We start from the raw sequence: 16,249 nt of genomic DNA on the forward strand, positions 1-16,249 counted from the left end.
TTAAAGTTATTAGTTTAAATGAGAGTCGACGGTAATGGTTAGTTTTGTAGAGAAAATGAGGTGAAGCACATTTTGACACACAAAGTAAACGGAAAAAATTGATAAGACCGCTTAAAACGTTGGTTAAAAATAGAAAATAAGAATGGATTTTAAACTCACTTCAGAATTTGAACCTACTGGAGATCAACCGGAAGCAATAAGACAGCTGGTTGAAGGCCTGGGGAATGGCGATAAAGCCCAAACACTGCTTGGAGTTACCGGATCGGGAAAGACTTTTACGGTGGCAAATGTGATAGAGAAAGTTCAAAAACCTACTCTCATTTTATCGCACAACAAAACTCTTGCCGCCCAGCTATATGGAGAATTCAAACAGTTTTTTCCGGATAATCGGGTAGAATATTTTGTTTCGTACTACGATTATTACCAACCTGAAGCTTTTATTCCATCGAGCAACACCTTTATTGAAAAGGACTTAAGCATAAATAAGGAGATTGAAAAGTTGCGTTTGAGCGCGACCTCGGCACTGCTTTCCGGACGCAGAGATGTGATAGTTGTTGCGTCTGTATCGTGCATTTACGGTATTGGAAATCCTACCGAGTTTCACAAAAGTGTAATTCCGATAAAACGTGGAGAACTGGTATCGCGCAATAGCTTTTTGCACCTGCTCGTATCAAGTTTATATGCGCGGAATGATTTTGAGCTCGACCGCGGAAAATTTAGGGTAAAAGGCGATACAGTTGATATTTATCTCGCTTATGCCGATTACGGCATTCGCGTGGAGTTTTTTGGAGACGAGATAGATGCAATAAGCAGTTTTGACCCTGAGAGCGGAAGTGTAATTACGGAGCTGGACGCTGTTAATATTTATCCGGCAAATCTTTTTGTTACCACCAAGGAGACACTGAACACTTCAATTTGGGAAATTCAACAAGATATGGTTTCCCAAGTCAACTTTTTTGAAGAGCAAGGCCGCCATCTGGAAGCAAAACGACTGGAAGAGCGCACCACATACGATCTTGAAATGATGCGCGAGCTAGGCTACTGTTCGGGAATTGAAAACTACTCGCGGTATTTTGACAGGCGCTTGCCGGGGCAACGACCATTCTGTTTGATTGATTATTTTCCAGAAGATTTTTTAATGGTGATTGATGAAAGCCACGTTACTATTCCGCAAATTCGCGCTATGTATGGTGGCGACCGAAGTCGTAAAATTAACCTTGTTGACTATGGATTCAGACTGCCGGCAGCAATGGACAATAGACCACTTCAATTTGATGAATTTCAAAGTCTTACAAATCAAACAATTTACGTAAGTGCTACCCCAGCCGATTTTGAACTCGAGCGATCTGGGGGTGTTATTATCGAGCAAGTTATCCGTCCTACCGGCCTGCTTGATCCTGTAATAGAAGTACGCCCAAGTGAAAATCAAATTGACGACTTATTAGAAGAAATCAATATTCGGACGGAGCGAGATGAGCGAACTTTGGTAACCACCCTTACTAAAAGGATGGCCGAAGAACTTCAGAATTTTTTCGCGAAAGCGGGAGTAAAATGCAGCTATATACATAGCGATGTTGATACGCTGGACAGAATAGACATTATCAATGATTTGCGAGAAGGTATTTACGATGTTTTGATTGGTGTAAACCTGCTTAGAGAAGGGCTCGATTTACCGGAAGTGTCATTGGTAGCGATTCTTGACGCCGATAAGGAAGGGTTTTTGCGAAGCGGTCGTTCGCTGGTGCAGACAGTGGGTAGAGCTGCGCGAAATGTGCATGGAATGGTAATTATGTACGCCGATAAAATGACGAACAGCATGGAGCAGACCATTGATGAAACCGAACGACGACGTGTTAAACAAAATGAATACAACGAAGAGCACGGCATAACACCCACCGCCATAAAAGGAGGTAGAAAATCGACCCTGATTCAGAACAACCCCGACAAAAAAAGAGGCAAAAAATACTATTCTGAACCAGACGAAGTGAATGTTGCGGCTGATCCTGTAATGGCATATATGAAACCAGAAGATCTGGAAAAATCAATCGAGATAACCCGTTCTAAAATGCAGAAAGCAGCTAGAGATCAGGACTTTATGGAAGCTGCAAGGTTGCGCGATGAGCTCTTTGCCATGCAGAAGGCAGTTGAGAAGAATAAATAATCACTAACGGTTTATGAAAAACCGAGAATGGTATGTGGGAATTTTCCCAGAAATAATGCCTTTATCAATTGCTTTTGTAAATTAATAGGCCGGCCGTCAGCGTGTTGAATTTTTGAATACGGTAGACTCTTGATCAATCTATTGTGCTTTTTGAAGAAAGCAATTCTCGTTTTCAACTCTCTAAACTTTCCATTTGTCTCGGCGCGAATGGATTGCAGCAAGAACTCGGGATGAAGTGAAAGGAAAAGAAAAGTTTTATTTTTTTGGAGTGAGACTTTTAAAGAAGGTAAAAGTTCATATTCTCCGCCTTCAATATCCATCTTAATAAACAGCGGTTGCCCTTCCAGATTTTTAGCTTTTAGAAATGAATCGAGATCAATGGTTTCTACCTTCCAGCTTTTATTTTCATCTGCAAAGAGCATACTGCTCATAGAGTCTCCGCCATTATTTTTACTGCCCAAGTGCGCCGTACCGTTAAATTGCGAAACCGCTTTCGGATAGATCATTAGTTTCTTTGCCCAGGAATATTCCGCATTGGCTTCCTTATTCGATTTCAACTCACTAAAAGCTACCGGATCTGGTTCAAAAGCATGAGTTTCCTTTGCAAGCTGTGCGCCGTAAAGCGAAGTTGAGCCAATCCAGGCGCCAATATCCAAAAATACGGTATCGGCTTTAATGAACCGATCAAACACCGCGTAGGTTTCTGGTTCCCAATCGCCCTTATTCACCAAATTCCAAAAATCGGGTTGATTTAAAGGGTGTACATTGAAGTTGATATTTCCAACGGAAATGTTTTGTATCGGAATCTCAGAAAATGATTCAGAATTAGCAATTGTATAATCGCGCAATTCTTCTGCCAGATCCCAAATTTGTTGAGGGTTAAAATCGCCGAGCTTCTCCCCTTCCAGAATCACTTCTGCCTTGTCTTTTTTCTTATTGATTTCAATATCAGTCATCTAGCTTATTATCAATCGGTAAAATTACTATAATAGATGGTTATCTTTCGCAGACGGGAAGTTTAATTAACAAAAAAGCGACGTACCAGCAAATAAACTTTCAATATTTTTTGAAAGTTCAGAATATTTAATTAATATTGTCTTATGAAAGTAGCAGATGCCAAAATGGAATTTATACAAACTTGGGGTGCTCTTGGCAGCGCTTGGGGGATTCCGAGAAGTATGGCGCAGATTCATGCACTTCTACTTGCCAGCAATACTCAGTTAAGCGCCGAAGACATTATGGAGCATATTCAGCTTTCGCGCGGAAATGTGAACATCAATCTTAGGGAGTTGACAAACTGGAAACTGGTTTCGAAGCAGAATAAAATAGGAGAACGAAAAGAATTCTTTGTAGCAAACCAGGATATTTGGAATGTAGCGAGAAACATTGTAAACGAGCGAAAAAGAAGGGAATTACAGCCCATTCAGGATTTTCTGGAGCGTTTTAAAAATGAAAAACTTACCGGCGGGAAAGAAGAAATAGCCCATTTTTCAAAACTCATTGCAGATTTGGATGAATTTGTAAAGCAAATTGACAAATTAACTGAACTGATGATTCGTATGAACGATAATATATTTTTCAAGAAATTGATAAAAACACTTTCCTGATTTTTTTTAATCTCAAACTTTCAATTATTTCTAAAACTTCTGTTATGATTAAAAATAAGAAATTACTAATCGATGCCGACTGCCCAATGTGTCAGCTCTATGGAAAAGGATTTGAAAGACTACATTTAATTGACAGTCAAACCGTTATTCCTTATCAAAATACTGGCGATCAATATTGCTGGTCGGTAAACTTAGACCGGGCAAGAAGCGAAATCGCCTTTGTGGATACCGAAACGAAAGAAACTGTATATGGCATAGATGCCTTTATTGAAATTGTTTCGCAGAATAGCCCAGGGCTAAACCGCTTTCTTCGCTTCTCGCCATTTCATTGGATTTTGCTAAAGTTTTATCGCCTCATATCCTTCAATCGTAAGGTTATTGCTTCTTCCAAAGGCCTCAATCCCGGCTTGGCTTGTGAGCCAGATGTGCATAGAGCATATCGCTGGACCTACATTATCTCGACGGCCATATTTACCGGATTCGTTCTTAGCATTTTAGGGCAAAGACTTAGCGCCGCACTCGGCTTCACTTATTTTCCAATGATGGAATATGGAATCTGCTTCGGGCAAATTATTTGGCAGGGAATTGTTGCCAAAAGCTTTAATAAAACTAAGTTTTTAGATTATCTGGGTAATATGAGCACGGTGTCATTTCTTGGTGCTCTTCTTCTCATTCCGGCTCTGCTTATTCATAGTATATTAGGGCTTGGGCCGCTCTATCTCATTATAGCCTTTGGTCTGGTTGTGCTGATTATGCTTCAAACCCATCTCTCACGTTGTAAAACACTTGAAATGTCGAAATGGATGACTTTTAGCTGGATAGGTTACAGAATTTTAGTTTTAGCCCTTTTAATTTTAATCGCATTATGAAAATCACCATAGCAGGCGGATCCGGTTTTCTCGGGCAGAGCCTTAAGAAACATTTTAGAAATCAGAACCATGAAGTTTTGGTTTTAGCCAGAGCGCCAGAATTTCTCGGCGACGTGCTTTGGAATGGGAAAGATACTGGCGGATGGTGCAAAGCCATAGATGGATTTGAAGTATTAATTAATCTGAGTGGAAAATCTGTAGATTGCAGATATACGGACAAAAACAAAAAATCCATTTTTTCTTCTCGTATAGAGCCAACCACTTCACTTCATGATTACATTTTGACAGCACGGGCAAAACCAAAGATCTGGTTAAATGCCAGCAGCGCCACGGCTTATATTCATGCAGAAACGGAACAAATGACAGAATCGAAAGGGAGAATAGGCGATGATTTTTCGATGAATGTGTGGAAGGAATGGGAGCACAGTTTCTTTGCCAAAAAATATCCTGAAATGCGCCAGGTTGCCATGCGTACTTCAATAGTGCTAGGCGACACTGGCGGTGCCTTCCCAAAATTGCGCAGGGTTACCAAACTCGGCTTGGGCGGAAAACTAGGGCCCGGAAACCAAATGGTAAGCTGGATACACATTACCGATTTTTGTCGTGCCATTGATTTCATTATCGAAAACGAATCTCTGAAAGGTATTGTAAATATCACCAGTCCAAACCCGCTAAAAAACAAAGACATGATGCGTTTTCTAAGAAAAAAATGCAATATGCCGTTTGGATTAAATCAACCGGTAGCCATGCTTGAATTTGGCGCATTGATAATTGGCACAGAAACTGAACTATTACTAAAAAGCAGAAATGTTTATCCTGAAAAACTTCAGAATGAAGGATTTAAATTTCATCACCCTCGTATCGAAGATGCACTTTTGGAATTGGCGTAAAAAACACCAAGTAAAAGCCATAAAAAAAGCATCTGAAAATTCAGATGCTCAAATGTTTAGAATAGGTGGAGATCTATTTTAAAATTCAACGACTCTCACCATTTCAAAGTCGATATCGATAATGGCATCGTAATCTTCTCCAGCTTCCAACATATCCTCATCATCTTCTTCGTAATGCCAGTGAACTTGAACATCTTTTCCCGATTTCTTAATATTCTCAAGCTTTTTAAAAACATCTAGAATACATTTTGAGCTACTCGTATTAAAATACTCAAGTTGCATATTCAAAACAGTTTTTTCTCCGGGGATTGTCGCATAAGCATCGAGCCAATCGACAATTGGCTTATAAAAGTCAATTGAATTTTCAGGAATTGATCTTCCCTTAATAGTCATTATCGCTGTTTCACTATCAAAACTTACAGTAGGTGTTTTGGTAGTACCTTCAATCTTTAAATTCTCCATGTATTTTGTGTTCTTCTATTGATTAACCTTGACATTTAAACTAAAAAATGAGCTTCCATCACCGAAAGGAATAAAACCATACTCCAATTTTTCGCCACTTTTTCTCGCAATATCGATCATTCCAAGACCGCCACCACCTTTTTCCGACATTTTTCCATCGGCAAGTACAGATTTGTACAAATCTTTCACTTCGTCTTGAGTCATTCCATTTATTTCTTCCAACCTGTTTTTAAGCACGTCGGCATTATTTTTTAGCATAAAATTGCCCGTAATAATAGCGTAACCCGACATGTTTTTAGCCACCATTACAATTACCGACGGTGCATCAGACCCAACCTTTTTGTACGGTTGCTCAATATGATGATACAAGTTCTGAAGGCATTCTACGAGAATATTAAAAATTCGTTTCTTTACTTTCGGGCTTTCGCCAAAACGATCTAATTTATTTTCAATAATCTGAAGGATTGACGTCAACAAATCAGTTGACATATCACCCTTAAAAGAAAGCATGATATTTTTACGCTCCATAGAGTCATATAAATCGAATATCTCCTGTATTTTTGTCAAAGTCATAAGGGTTTTGGCAAATGTAATATTTTCAATGTTTTAGGCAATTCATCGGCATATACGATATTATCATAGAAATGTTCATTAAATTGATCTAAAAGAAATTCTATAGCTTCGCCGATTTATTAGGCTTTTTTATAGAATAGTAAGCAAACATGCAAAAACAGTCGTGGTACAGATCTTGGTTTAACTCGCCATATTATCATATTCTCTATAAAAATAGAGATGAAAACGAGGCTGCGCGGTTTATTGACAGGGCGCTGAAATATTTCAACCCTTCTCATGAGGCGCGCTTCTTGGATTTGGGGTGCGGTAAAGGTCGTCACAGTATATACATAAATAGTAAAGGATTTGATGTAACAGGCGTTGACCTTTCTGATGAAAATATCAGAAAAGCCAAACGTTTTGAAAAAGAACATTTACACTTTTCTGTTCATGATATGCGTGAGCGTTACGCCGACGCAAAATTTGATTATGTGTTTAATCTATTTACCAGTTTCGGATATTTTCCATCAATTGAAGAAAATGAAAAAGTTTTGAGCGCATCTCATTCCAATCTCAAATTGAAGGGTAAGATTCTTATTGATTTTTTAAATGCCCATCAGGTAATAAAGGGTTTAGTAAAAGAAGAAATTCAGAAAATTGACGGAGTGACATTTAAAATTAATCGCGAGATTGAAGATGGAATCATTAAGAAAAACATAGATATAATAGATGGCGAAAAAGAATTTCGCTTTGTTGAGCGCGTGCGGGCGCTGACCCGTCAAGATTTTGTAGGAATGCTATCCCGCTGCGATTTTGAAATCCTCGATACATTTGGAAATTATAATCTGGAAGAATACGACGAAGATAAGTCGCCAAGGCTAATATTAATTGCTCGAAAAGGAAAATGACGGCCGTACAAATCATAACACCTGTTGTGGCGGGGCTTCTTGGTGGCTTTGCGGGCATTTATCTTCATGGTCGCATCACCAAAGATGTGAAAATATTGCTCGCCTTTAGTGGTGCCTATTTATTTGCGCTAACGGTTTTGCATTTGCTCCCTGATATTTTTCATATTGCTGGGGGTACTGTAGGTTATTTTATTCTGATTGGTTTCTTATTGCAAATTACGCTCGACTATTTTTCGAAAGGAGTTGAGCACGGCCACATTCACCACAGCGATCAGGAGTCGAAATCATTTCCGCTTGGCATTTTTATAAGTTTGTATTTGCATTCCATGCTCGAAGGCTTGCCAATTAGCGGCGGCGAAGCGCTTTCACACAACCATCACGGTCATGGCAATGCGCTGCTTATTGGTATCGCCATTCATAAAATACCAGAAGCCATTGCACTCGCAGCTCTGCTATACCATTTTTATGCATCTAAAAAGAAAGTGATTTGGTATATCTTGCTTTACTCTACCGCCACTCCGCTTGGAATTCTGGCTGGTTATTTATTAATAAAGTCCGACATCGAAAACCCAGATGTGCTTTATGCGCATATATTGGCAGTAGCCGTAGGTATCTTTATTCACGTTTCTACCACCATTATATTTGAAGCTGATGAACATCACCGCCTTAGCTGGAGAAAAGTGGCAGCCATATTGCTCGGATTGGGTCTTGTGCTGCTCATTTAGCACAATTCTATCTATGGATAGAAAATAGCAATCAATACAAACCGCTATACACTCATACAAGGCTTATCTTTGTTGCATCATTTAAAAAGAAAATATTATGTCAGTATTAGTAGGAAAAAAAGCACCGAATTTTAAAGCAGCAGCCGTTATCAACGGCGAAGAGATAGTAGAAGACTTTTCATTGGATCAATTTATTGGTTCAAAGCATGTTATTTTATTCTTTTACCCAAAAGATTTCACATTTGTTTGCCCAACTGAGCTTCACGCCTTTCAATCGAGAATTGAGGAGTTTAAAGAGCGTGGCGTAGAGCTTGTAGCCGTATCAACAGATACAGAGCAATCGCACTGGGGTTGGTTGCAAGTAGGTAAAGACAATGGCGGAATAGCAGGAATTACATATCCACTTGTTGCAGATACAAACAAAACGATTTCTCACAATTACAATGTACTTGCAGGCGATTTCTTCTATGACGATGAAGGAATGCTTCAGGCAGATGGAGAATTGGTAGCTTACCGCGGATTGTTCCTTATAGACAAAGAAGGAATAGTACGTCATCAAGTCGTAAACGACCTTCCACTTGGAAGAAATGTAGATGAGGCGATGCGTATGGTTGATGCCCTTCAGTTTTTTGAAGAGAAAGGTGAAGTATGCCCGGCTAACTGGAAAAAAGGTAAAGAAGGTATGTCAGCTACCCACAGCGGTGTTGCTGAGTATCTTGCTGCTAATTAATTTTTAGCTGCAAGCCTTAAGCCTCAAGCTGTAAGAAGCTTTGTGGCAATTTGAAAATCTAAGCCACGAGCCATTATGAGCTTGTGGCTTTTTTTGGCCAGCATAATTTAGGCATCATCAGCTTATAGCTTAAGGCTTGCGGCTAAAAGAAAAGCGCATCGGAAACTCATCCGATGCGCTTTTTTAATTTAAGATTGGTAAACGAACTTATTGTGTTTATTTCATCCTGATTATTTTACCTGTTTCAACTTCTGTATTATTCACGAACAGTTTATAGATGACAACTCCTGTCGGTAAATCTGCACTTTGAACGGTAAGATTAACCTGCTTTTCAGCAATTGGTGTTTCAAACACTTTTTTACCCAGAAGATCATAGAAAACGATACGGTTTTTATCGCCTTCAAACTGATAAGCAGACAAATCGAATGTAGTATGAGTTTTAAACGGATTTGGATGAATGACCAAATTGTTTTTGGTATTGTCATCAGCCATTTCTTTATCCGTTTTATTGCTTTTTCCTTCTTCATAAATCATTGGCGGCAATAGGTCATTAGGCAAGGAAGTATAATAAACTCCACCATTCTCATAATACCAATCATTCAAAGCATCAGTATTAGCCGCTGAAGCAAAAAATTCTGATTCGAAATAGGAAGGAATGTTTTCTGGTAATTCGTTCTCTACAAGTGCAGGAAGAACAACATCTAAATTTGCAACTATTTGACTTATATCATCCGGAGCAATCCAGCTTTGGTCGGAATCTGAAAGAATAACAGACGCAAAACGCTGCAATCCTTCAGGTTGGAATTCTATCATTAAAGATTCCATTTCATCTTTGAGTATAGATCCCAAGGTGTCTGCCATATATTGTCTTACAGCATTTTTCCAAAGTGATTTATACAGATCGTGAGCTAAGGCCAATTCACTTTCAATTAGACCAACATCGTTGAGAGCCACATCACTCAAAGCACTTATTTCCGGATCATTCGAATTCAACAACGCATTTTGGACTCGTAGAGAAATATTTCCATTAGCTTCTGTGAGTAATGCGGCAATTTCATCTGCAGAGCCCCCTCCTCGAATCAAATTAATGAGCAAATCAGTATTGCCTCCATCAATTTGTGCTGTTAGCTCGGCAATTTGGCTTTGAAGAGCTGAAGCATTTTCCTGAATGCTTTGATAAGTTAAAAGTTGATTCTCATCATTGCTTTTTGGGGAACCCAATGGATGATCTACCCCTGGCGGAAGACCACTATGTTTCACTCTGCAACTGCCACCATCATATCCATATTGGTTGCAGGTTGCCAGAATGTAATAATACACAGGAGTAACAAGGTCTTCTGAATATCGAACAGGTTTTACTCGGGGGCTTGTGCCGCCAACAGATGTATCGTGGTGATAGTATTTAATGGGATTCAGAGCTGATGGAAAAGAGAATAAATCAAAATGGCTGGAAATACTGGTACTTGTATGACTGAACAAATTACCGGCAGGTTCAGTGTTACAGTCCCCTTGTTCATCGCTCATACTACCCGCCAACGCTATGTCAAAGTATGCAATGTTTGAATCAAAGGTATTGCAAATCCATTCTAAACCATTAGCATAACCTGATGGTCCATGAGACAAATCGGTATTAATACCAGCAACATATCCACCTGCAGATAAATCAGTAAAATAATTACGGTAAATTTCATTAGCCGTTTGCCCTGAATTAAAAATTACAATACCGTAATTTCCATGGTTGAAACCACCAGCATGGGTTGAAAAATTATTGTTCTCTACCATGTAACCGGTACTGGCATTTAGAGATAAACCAATAGCACTTGCTCTTGGTCTTATGCTAAACTCATTGTCTAGTATCTCCGCAAAATCTACACCAGATAACTGAACACCAAAGTAATCATTGATAAATTCATTGTAATAGCAATAGAGCGTGCGAGTAGCTGTACCGGTATTGGTTCCATACACTCCAACATGAAGATCTTTAAATTGTGATCGCGTAATATTTTGGGGAGGGCAAGGAATAGTGTTATTAGAACACGAGGAAGTGATATTCACGCGCGAATCGGTAAACTGCACTCCAATTCCCTGATGTGTATATGAAAATTGAGAAGGAATTTGGTTTTCGTATAAATTCCCAAGCAACCTGATGCCGCTTGAATTATTTATTTTTACAAATGGTTCTACCGCTACCCCTGCGTACCAATCGCTGGTAACCATGAAATGTGTTTTGGAAATATAGCTTAGATTGTACCCTTCAATTGATCCTGATTGATAGCGCGTATATGGATCAAAAATCACTCCCGATAGATTGTCTTTTATGCGGCTGTCAACAATTTGAACCAAACCTCCTCCATAATTGGCTGGTCCTCCGGCAAAAACAGCAGTTTCGGCATATTCAATCATGGCATTATTTGTCATATAAAATTTTCCTTGTTTACCGGATGTACTGAATGATTGCGGTAGGGCGTCATTTCCCTCTACAAGCACGCCCGCCCATAATATCTTATCGCAATTATCTGCAACTCCACAACTTCCAATGAATGAATTCGAACATCTATTGTCGGCAGTAAAAACAGTACCATTACTCAACCTTAAATAACCGCCCGAAAGAGAGGTTGTACCACGTTCTACTACAACCCGGGCTCCCTCTGCAAAATAGAAATTCATACCGCTAATAATCACCTTTGCACCGGCTTTTATCCGCAACTCATCACTTATGTAAACATCACCACTTATGCTTCCAAAAGGATTTGAACCCGGTGACCATGTTACAAAACTTGTATTTGTTGCTTCATATTTATCTGTTGCAGAGTTATATCTGCTACAACATGCACAACTCATTTCAGCAAGATTTTCGTAGGGCATATCTACCTGATCAGGGAGTAGGTAGCGAAAATCGAAATGTGTACTTGGCCCTCCATAAGCATTTCCATAACCCGATGGTATGGAGAGAAAAGTAGAATTGAAGGATAAACTACTTGGATTGCTAATATTTGATAATTGACCAATATAAGAATCTGACGCCAAATACATTTTATCCCCGTAGCGCTCAATAAATGACTGTCTGAAGTTGCTAATACCCGTTAATGATGGAATTGAAACATAACTTGAAGTATTAAGATCATACACATCAAGGGCATTTGGCAGACCAGCATTTGCTACATGAGTAATGTATAAATATCTACCCGTTGGGTCAAATTCTGCGCCGTGAGGATATGCATCATTTCCATTATCCTCCAATGAAACCACTTGGACAGAATTAGTTATAACATCGCCAGTAGAAGCGTCAATGTCGGTTATAACGAATCCAACATGTTCTCCTGAACCTCCGAACATTACAGGGGTAGCGATTCTATAATTTCCATTAGAAAGTTTTATAAGTTCCATTTCACTCCTTAAAGCAGAACCAAAAGCCGCCAGATCAAGTTTAAATACGTAATTGTCATATTCTAAACCATCGCTGGTAAGTTTGTACCTTATAATGTGCATACCGTCAAAAACGTAAACGTAATAAAAGCAGTTATCAATCAAATCAGTGGCTGTTATTTGAATATTGGAGCGATAAAATTGCTGTCCTGTGGAAGTATATTGGTAAATATTATACGTCCCTCCGGCTGGATATCCGTAGAGTAAGGCGTCTCTTCTTGAAATATCTGTTATAGTTGTGTATGAGTTTGGATTATAAACTTCAAGAGCGCCAGTAGCCATAGGGTTCGCAGTATTTACTGCATCTAAATCATATACAGCCATATACAAGCGTCGTCCATAAAGTTTAGATGAATATGCCTCATTAGAAGTTGGGGATGCAGGATAAATGATAGCGTATTTGCTACAATCATTTCCCATCGGCAGAATGATCCGCTCATTATGCCCTTTTTTCGATTCATAATTTATTCGCATATCGTCAACAAGGTATCCATGCCGATCGTAAACCTCGTGATCGACTGTAAACAAAACAAGGTTTCCATTTTGATCAGAATAAGAGCTATGTAAGTTGTCGGCAGGTTGGCCGGTGTACATAGCTCCCCCTGAACCATTTGGAAGAAGAGAAATGGACGGAACTCCACCTTTAAATTGGCTTGGTGGCAATGTCCAAATCGGGTTTTGGCCAATTAAATTGTAATTTGTTAAAAGGAATACTAGTGCGATTCCTATTTTAGTAAATTTGCTCATAACTGATAGTTTTAAGGGATTAAGTGTTAAATGTCATAAAAAAAAAAACGGAATATGACTATATTTGCTCAAATATATTTTTCAACAATTCATTTAAATTAACAATATTGAGACAGCTTTTATTACTCGCAGTAGTTCTATTTCAAATGATTACTTCCACAACAGGTTTTAGTCAAATCCTATTTATGGAAGATTGTTTTAAAGGAGGTGTGACGACTGGTGGAATGGACAATATCGGAGCAGGATGGAATAATACATGTGAAATAAAATGGGAGGATAATTATACACTTCGTGCAGCTTTTGCCCTTACATATAGATATGGCAGACCCGAGCCTCATACTATGATTGTGAATGCCGCGCAAGTGAATTGGAACTTCAGTACACAAGTAGGAATTGAGCAAATAGAAATAGAACCAGGTGCCAATTATTTTGCGCCTCAGGCTATGGATATAACAAGCTTAATACAAATAAATAATAATATCCTAAACATAGATTTTCCCCCTCAAAAATTTTATGAAGACTATCCTAATTGGGGCTGGTGGGGAATGTATGTTGTCATTTTATATGAATCACCTGATATTATTGAAGATATTTGTACAAGAATTTATATCTCAGATAAAAATCAAACAGCACCACAGCATTATTCAATTAATTCACCAGAATATGTATTATCTTCACCTGTAATTTTTGGAATCCATTCAAGCAGGATTACACCATTTGACAGTGATAAAAGTGAAATCTTAATCAATAATATTTCTGTAGGCACTATTCTCGGCCCAGATTCAGTTAATCCCTCACCTTATGCAGGTGTACAAGGTCACTTTTATTATGAAAACGGGATGGCGGAAGGATTAAATGGTGATTCAGCAAATAATCATGTTGAAGGTCAAGATGGTGTTTGTGTTATTAACGATTATATTAATAATGATTCTGATTTTCAAGATTTCATTTTTTACCGCGTACAATATCGACCCGATGGCGGTTTCAATCCGCACCCCTCTTTCAACATCACCTACACCCCAACATGCCCTCTTTCAACCGGAGAAATGCTGCGATCCTACTCAAAGTGCTTATTGCAATCCCCCACCCCCGGCCAGCCTGATTACACAGAGCCCATAGAATTCAGCGCCATACCCGGCTACGACCATTATGCCTGGACACCGGCAGCAGGGCTTAGCGATACTACCATTGCTAATCCCATTTGCAATGCAGACAGCAGCGGGTGGTACCGCGTGCGTATGTGGAACGATGATGAAGATGGAGCCTGCGCACAAACCATTCCCGTTTTTCTAACCGTTGGTAAAGTGCCGCGCCCAAGAAATCTCCAACTCATTCCCAGCACCTGCCCCGCCAATACCGGTAAAATCATCTTTGGCGACATGGATGGAAAAACTCCATTTCAATACAGCGTAAACGGAGAAACAAAAACCAATGCCACTTTTGAGAATCTCGCGCCGGGCATTTATGAACTCTCGGTGCAGGATGCATTAGGCTGTACCTGGGACAGTACGGTGGTGCTTGATTTAAGTCCATTTCAAACAGCGGCCTTTACTGCAAACCCCGATTCGGGTTACTCCCCCCTGCAAGTGGTTTTTCAAAACCAAAGTACCAACGCTACGAGTTATGTTTGGCAAATGGATGACGAACCTTTTAGCACTTCTGCAAATTACACCGGCTATACCTTTGCCGATACGGGCACGTTTACCATCGCTCTTATAGCTTACCGCATTGATGAGACTTGTGCAGATACGGCCTTTGCCACCATACGCGTAGCGGAAGGATTAAAAATGATTATTCCCAATATCATCACACCAAATAACGATGGCCGCAACGATGCCCTCGTGGCACAAACCGGGGGCGTAGCCATTATGCGCTGGGAAGTGCGCAACCGTTGGGGCAACCTTATCCATAGCGGCGAAGCTACAAACCCTCCACCTGCTCTAGCGCTCTGGAGCCCGGAAGAGAATCAGTATCCTGATGGAGTTTATACGGTGATTATTACTGCCAGAGGGAAAAGTGGTGAGGTTAAGGATTTTGGGGTGCAGGTTGTTGTGAAATAGTCTCGAGTCGCTAGTCTCTAGTCGCGAGGGAGAATTTTGGGCAGAAAAAAGGCGCCAGTCTCTAGTCGCTAGTCCCAAAATAGAATTTGGTTGGAGAATAGTCGTGAGTCATGTTTAGTGAATTCCCTTGATCTTATTAATTTCTGGTGAATCCCGGAACGGTTATTTAATGACGATAAATGTCATTATGTTCCATGTGCGGTAGACTTTCTCTTTAGGCTCTAATCTCTATACACATTTCGACTCCGCTCAATGCATCGCATCTTTTTTGAACTGTGAGTAATTGCAAGTGCCCTAATAAATAGCTCCAATTAATGCCCTCGCGCGCCTGTGCATTCCTCTCGGTAAAAAGCCTCGTCGGATGCAGAAGGGTTCAACCGCACAAATCATCCAAACTACTAAGTCTATTCATTAATAAGTCAACTCAACAAATACTGGAGTTTTACTGAATGAAATTTCTAAGGGAACAATAGTTCGTGCGGGTGACTACCTTTAGGGTTGGGGCGCGCGAAGGGCTTAAGATATAAAAGTTTCGCGGATTATTACCACGCTATTTTAGAAATTAATCAACTTGTGTAAAGAGATTAGTTTAGGGCTAGGGCGCACGCCAGCATTAAAGACCGATTATAGTCATGCCGTTGTCTTGATCCAGAGTCTTGCAGGTTGCAGCTTATGGTTTATAGCTTTTCACTTAAAGCTATTTTTTTACAAATCGATGGCTCACGGGTTTATCAGGAATCATGCAGGCATCTTTTTTGCCGAACCAGCGGTATCGATTTTTGGCAATAAAACGATACACGGCATCGCGGATAAATTTTGGAATTATCCAAAATACACCCATAAGCGGCCATAGCGAACCCATTCCTGCAGCGATTTTTAAGGCTCCCGAGCTTTGATCGTATACTTTCCCCTCTCTGTAAACCAGTATGCTGTCAACATTCTTGTATTGTGGATATTCTGTTAAAATCTCATCAGCTATTGGCCATGACAAACTTGCGAAGTAAAACTCTTCCTTTTTGTCGCGTTTTAAGATAAACTGTACCGCGCCGTTGCATAAATTGCAATATCCATCAAAGAGTACCAGCGTTTTTCCTTCGGGAATAGATGACATT

13 protein-coding genes are annotated in these 16,249 nt (G+C 39.7%); 8 read left to right on the plus strand and 5 right to left on the minus strand.

Annotated elements, in window-relative coordinates; genetic code table 11:
- The first annotated feature begins 142 nt into the window (after positions 1-142).
- On the plus strand, positions 143-2,161 hold the full coding sequence (uvrB, locus tag G3O08_RS12510) for an excinuclease ABC subunit UvrB (RefSeq protein WP_204336867.1): 2,019 nt from the start codon (positions 143-145) through the stop codon (positions 2,159-2,161).
- Between the two features lie 11 nt (positions 2,162-2,172).
- Here the strand turns inward: uvrB and G3O08_RS12515 are convergent, their stop codons facing one another.
- Complete coding sequence (locus tag G3O08_RS12515) at positions 2,173-3,117, minus strand: FkbM family methyltransferase (RefSeq protein WP_163285721.1); 945 nt, start codon at positions 3,115-3,117, stop codon at positions 2,173-2,175.
- Between the two features lie 144 nt (positions 3,118-3,261).
- Between G3O08_RS12515 and G3O08_RS12520 the strand changes: the two genes are divergently transcribed.
- From G3O08_RS12520 to G3O08_RS12530, 3 genes are read left to right on the plus strand one after another with little or no spacing between them, the layout of a single operon-like run.
- Positions 3,262-3,768, plus strand: coding sequence for a GbsR/MarR family transcriptional regulator (locus G3O08_RS12520; RefSeq protein ID WP_163285722.1), 507 nt, complete (start codon positions 3,262-3,264; stop codon positions 3,766-3,768).
- A 44-nt stretch (positions 3,769-3,812) separates the two neighbouring features.
- On the plus strand, positions 3,813-4,637 hold the full coding sequence (locus G3O08_RS12525) for a DCC1-like thiol-disulfide oxidoreductase family protein (protein ID WP_163285723.1): 825 nt from the start codon (positions 3,813-3,815) through the stop codon (positions 4,635-4,637).
- Complete coding sequence (locus G3O08_RS12530) at positions 4,634-5,527, plus strand: TIGR01777 family oxidoreductase (RefSeq protein WP_163285724.1); 894 nt, start codon at positions 4,634-4,636, stop codon at positions 5,525-5,527. The genes G3O08_RS12525 and G3O08_RS12530 overlap by 4 nt, the downstream gene beginning before the upstream one ends.
- Before the next feature lie 78 nt (positions 5,528-5,605).
- Here G3O08_RS12530 and G3O08_RS12535 read toward each other — a convergent pair whose 3' ends face one another.
- Positions 5,606-5,989: a DUF1987 domain-containing protein gene (locus tag G3O08_RS12535; RefSeq protein ID WP_163285725.1), complete on the minus strand. Its 384-nt coding sequence runs from the start codon at positions 5,987-5,989 to the stop codon at positions 5,606-5,608.
- 15 nt (positions 5,990-6,004) lie between these two features.
- Entirely contained in the window at positions 6,005-6,562 is a 558-nt protein-coding gene (locus tag G3O08_RS12540) for a SiaB family protein kinase (RefSeq protein WP_204336868.1), read from the minus strand.
- Between the two features lie 149 nt (positions 6,563-6,711).
- On the opposite strand from G3O08_RS12540, the gene G3O08_RS12545 reads away from it, so the two are divergent.
- The 3 genes from G3O08_RS12545 (at position 6,712) to G3O08_RS12555 (ending at position 8,904) form a co-directional block, all read left to right on the plus strand.
- Positions 6,712-7,449 carry a class I SAM-dependent methyltransferase gene (locus tag G3O08_RS12545; protein WP_163285727.1) on the plus strand — a complete coding sequence of 246 codons (738 nt, stop codon included), beginning with the start codon at positions 6,712-6,714 and terminating at the stop codon, positions 7,447-7,449.
- Positions 7,446-8,174 carry a ZIP family metal transporter gene (locus G3O08_RS12550; protein ID WP_163285728.1) on the plus strand — a complete coding sequence of 243 codons (729 nt, stop codon included), beginning with the start codon at positions 7,446-7,448 and terminating at the stop codon, positions 8,172-8,174. Before G3O08_RS12545 ends, G3O08_RS12550 begins: the two co-directional genes overlap by 4 nt.
- A gap of 97 nt (positions 8,175-8,271) precedes the next feature.
- Positions 8,272-8,904, plus strand: coding sequence for a peroxiredoxin (locus tag G3O08_RS12555; RefSeq protein ID WP_163285729.1), 633 nt, complete (start codon positions 8,272-8,274; stop codon positions 8,902-8,904).
- Positions 8,905-9,120: 216 nt separating this feature from the next.
- Here G3O08_RS12555 and G3O08_RS12560 read toward each other — a convergent pair whose 3' ends face one another.
- A complete protein-coding gene (locus tag G3O08_RS12560) occupies positions 9,121-13,077 on the minus strand; it encodes a T9SS type A sorting domain-containing protein (protein ID WP_163285730.1) in 3,957 nt (1,318 codons plus the stop codon).
- Between the two features lie 107 nt (positions 13,078-13,184).
- Between G3O08_RS12560 and G3O08_RS12565 the strand changes: the two genes are divergently transcribed.
- Complete coding sequence (locus tag G3O08_RS12565) at positions 13,185-15,137, plus strand: T9SS type B sorting domain-containing protein (protein ID WP_163285731.1); 1,953 nt, start codon at positions 13,185-13,187, stop codon at positions 15,135-15,137.
- Between the two features lie 697 nt (positions 15,138-15,834).
- Here the strand turns inward: G3O08_RS12565 and G3O08_RS12570 are convergent.
- Positions 15,835-16,248: a thiol-disulfide oxidoreductase DCC family protein gene (locus tag G3O08_RS12570; RefSeq protein WP_163285732.1), complete on the minus strand. Its 414-nt coding sequence runs from the start codon at positions 16,246-16,248 to the stop codon at positions 15,835-15,837.
- Between the last annotated feature and the right edge of the window lies 1 nt (position 16,249).

Origin of the sequence: Cryomorpha ignava (assembly GCF_010686655.1) — a bacterium.
Classification (GTDB): Bacteria; Bacteroidota; Bacteroidia; order Flavobacteriales_D; family Cryomorphaceae; genus Cryomorpha; species Cryomorpha ignava.

What these genes read in the sequence shown, in the direction of transcription:
- uvrB (WP_204336867.1), top strand. Translation starts at nt 143, where the DNA reads ATGGATTTTAAACTCACTTCAGAATTTGAACCTACTGGAGATCAACCG.
- G3O08_RS12515 (WP_163285721.1), bottom strand. Translation starts at nt 3,117, where the DNA reads ATGACTGATATTGAAATCAATAAGAAAAAAGACAAGGCAGAAGTGATT.
- G3O08_RS12520 (WP_163285722.1), top strand. Translation starts at nt 3,262, where the DNA reads ATGAAAGTAGCAGATGCCAAAATGGAATTTATACAAACTTGGGGTGCT.
- G3O08_RS12525 (WP_163285723.1), top strand. Translation starts at nt 3,813, where the DNA reads ATGATTAAAAATAAGAAATTACTAATCGATGCCGACTGCCCAATGTGT.
- G3O08_RS12530 (WP_163285724.1), top strand. Translation starts at nt 4,634, where the DNA reads ATGAAAATCACCATAGCAGGCGGATCCGGTTTTCTCGGGCAGAGCCTT.
- G3O08_RS12535 (WP_163285725.1), bottom strand. Translation starts at nt 5,989, where the DNA reads ATGGAGAATTTAAAGATTGAAGGTACTACCAAAACACCTACTGTAAGT.
- G3O08_RS12540 (WP_204336868.1), bottom strand. Translation starts at nt 6,562, where the DNA reads ATGACTTTGACAAAAATACAGGAGATATTCGATTTATATGACTCTATG.
- G3O08_RS12545 (WP_163285727.1), top strand. Translation starts at nt 6,712, where the DNA reads ATGCAAAAACAGTCGTGGTACAGATCTTGGTTTAACTCGCCATATTAT.
- G3O08_RS12550 (WP_163285728.1), top strand. Translation starts at nt 7,446, where the DNA reads ATGACGGCCGTACAAATCATAACACCTGTTGTGGCGGGGCTTCTTGGT.
- G3O08_RS12555 (WP_163285729.1), top strand. Translation starts at nt 8,272, where the DNA reads ATGTCAGTATTAGTAGGAAAAAAAGCACCGAATTTTAAAGCAGCAGCC.
- G3O08_RS12560 (WP_163285730.1), bottom strand. Translation starts at nt 13,077, where the DNA reads ATGAGCAAATTTACTAAAATAGGAATCGCACTAGTATTCCTTTTAACA.
- G3O08_RS12570 (WP_163285732.1), bottom strand. Translation starts at nt 16,248, where the DNA reads ATGTCATCTATTCCCGAAGGAAAAACGCTGGTACTCTTTGATGGATAT.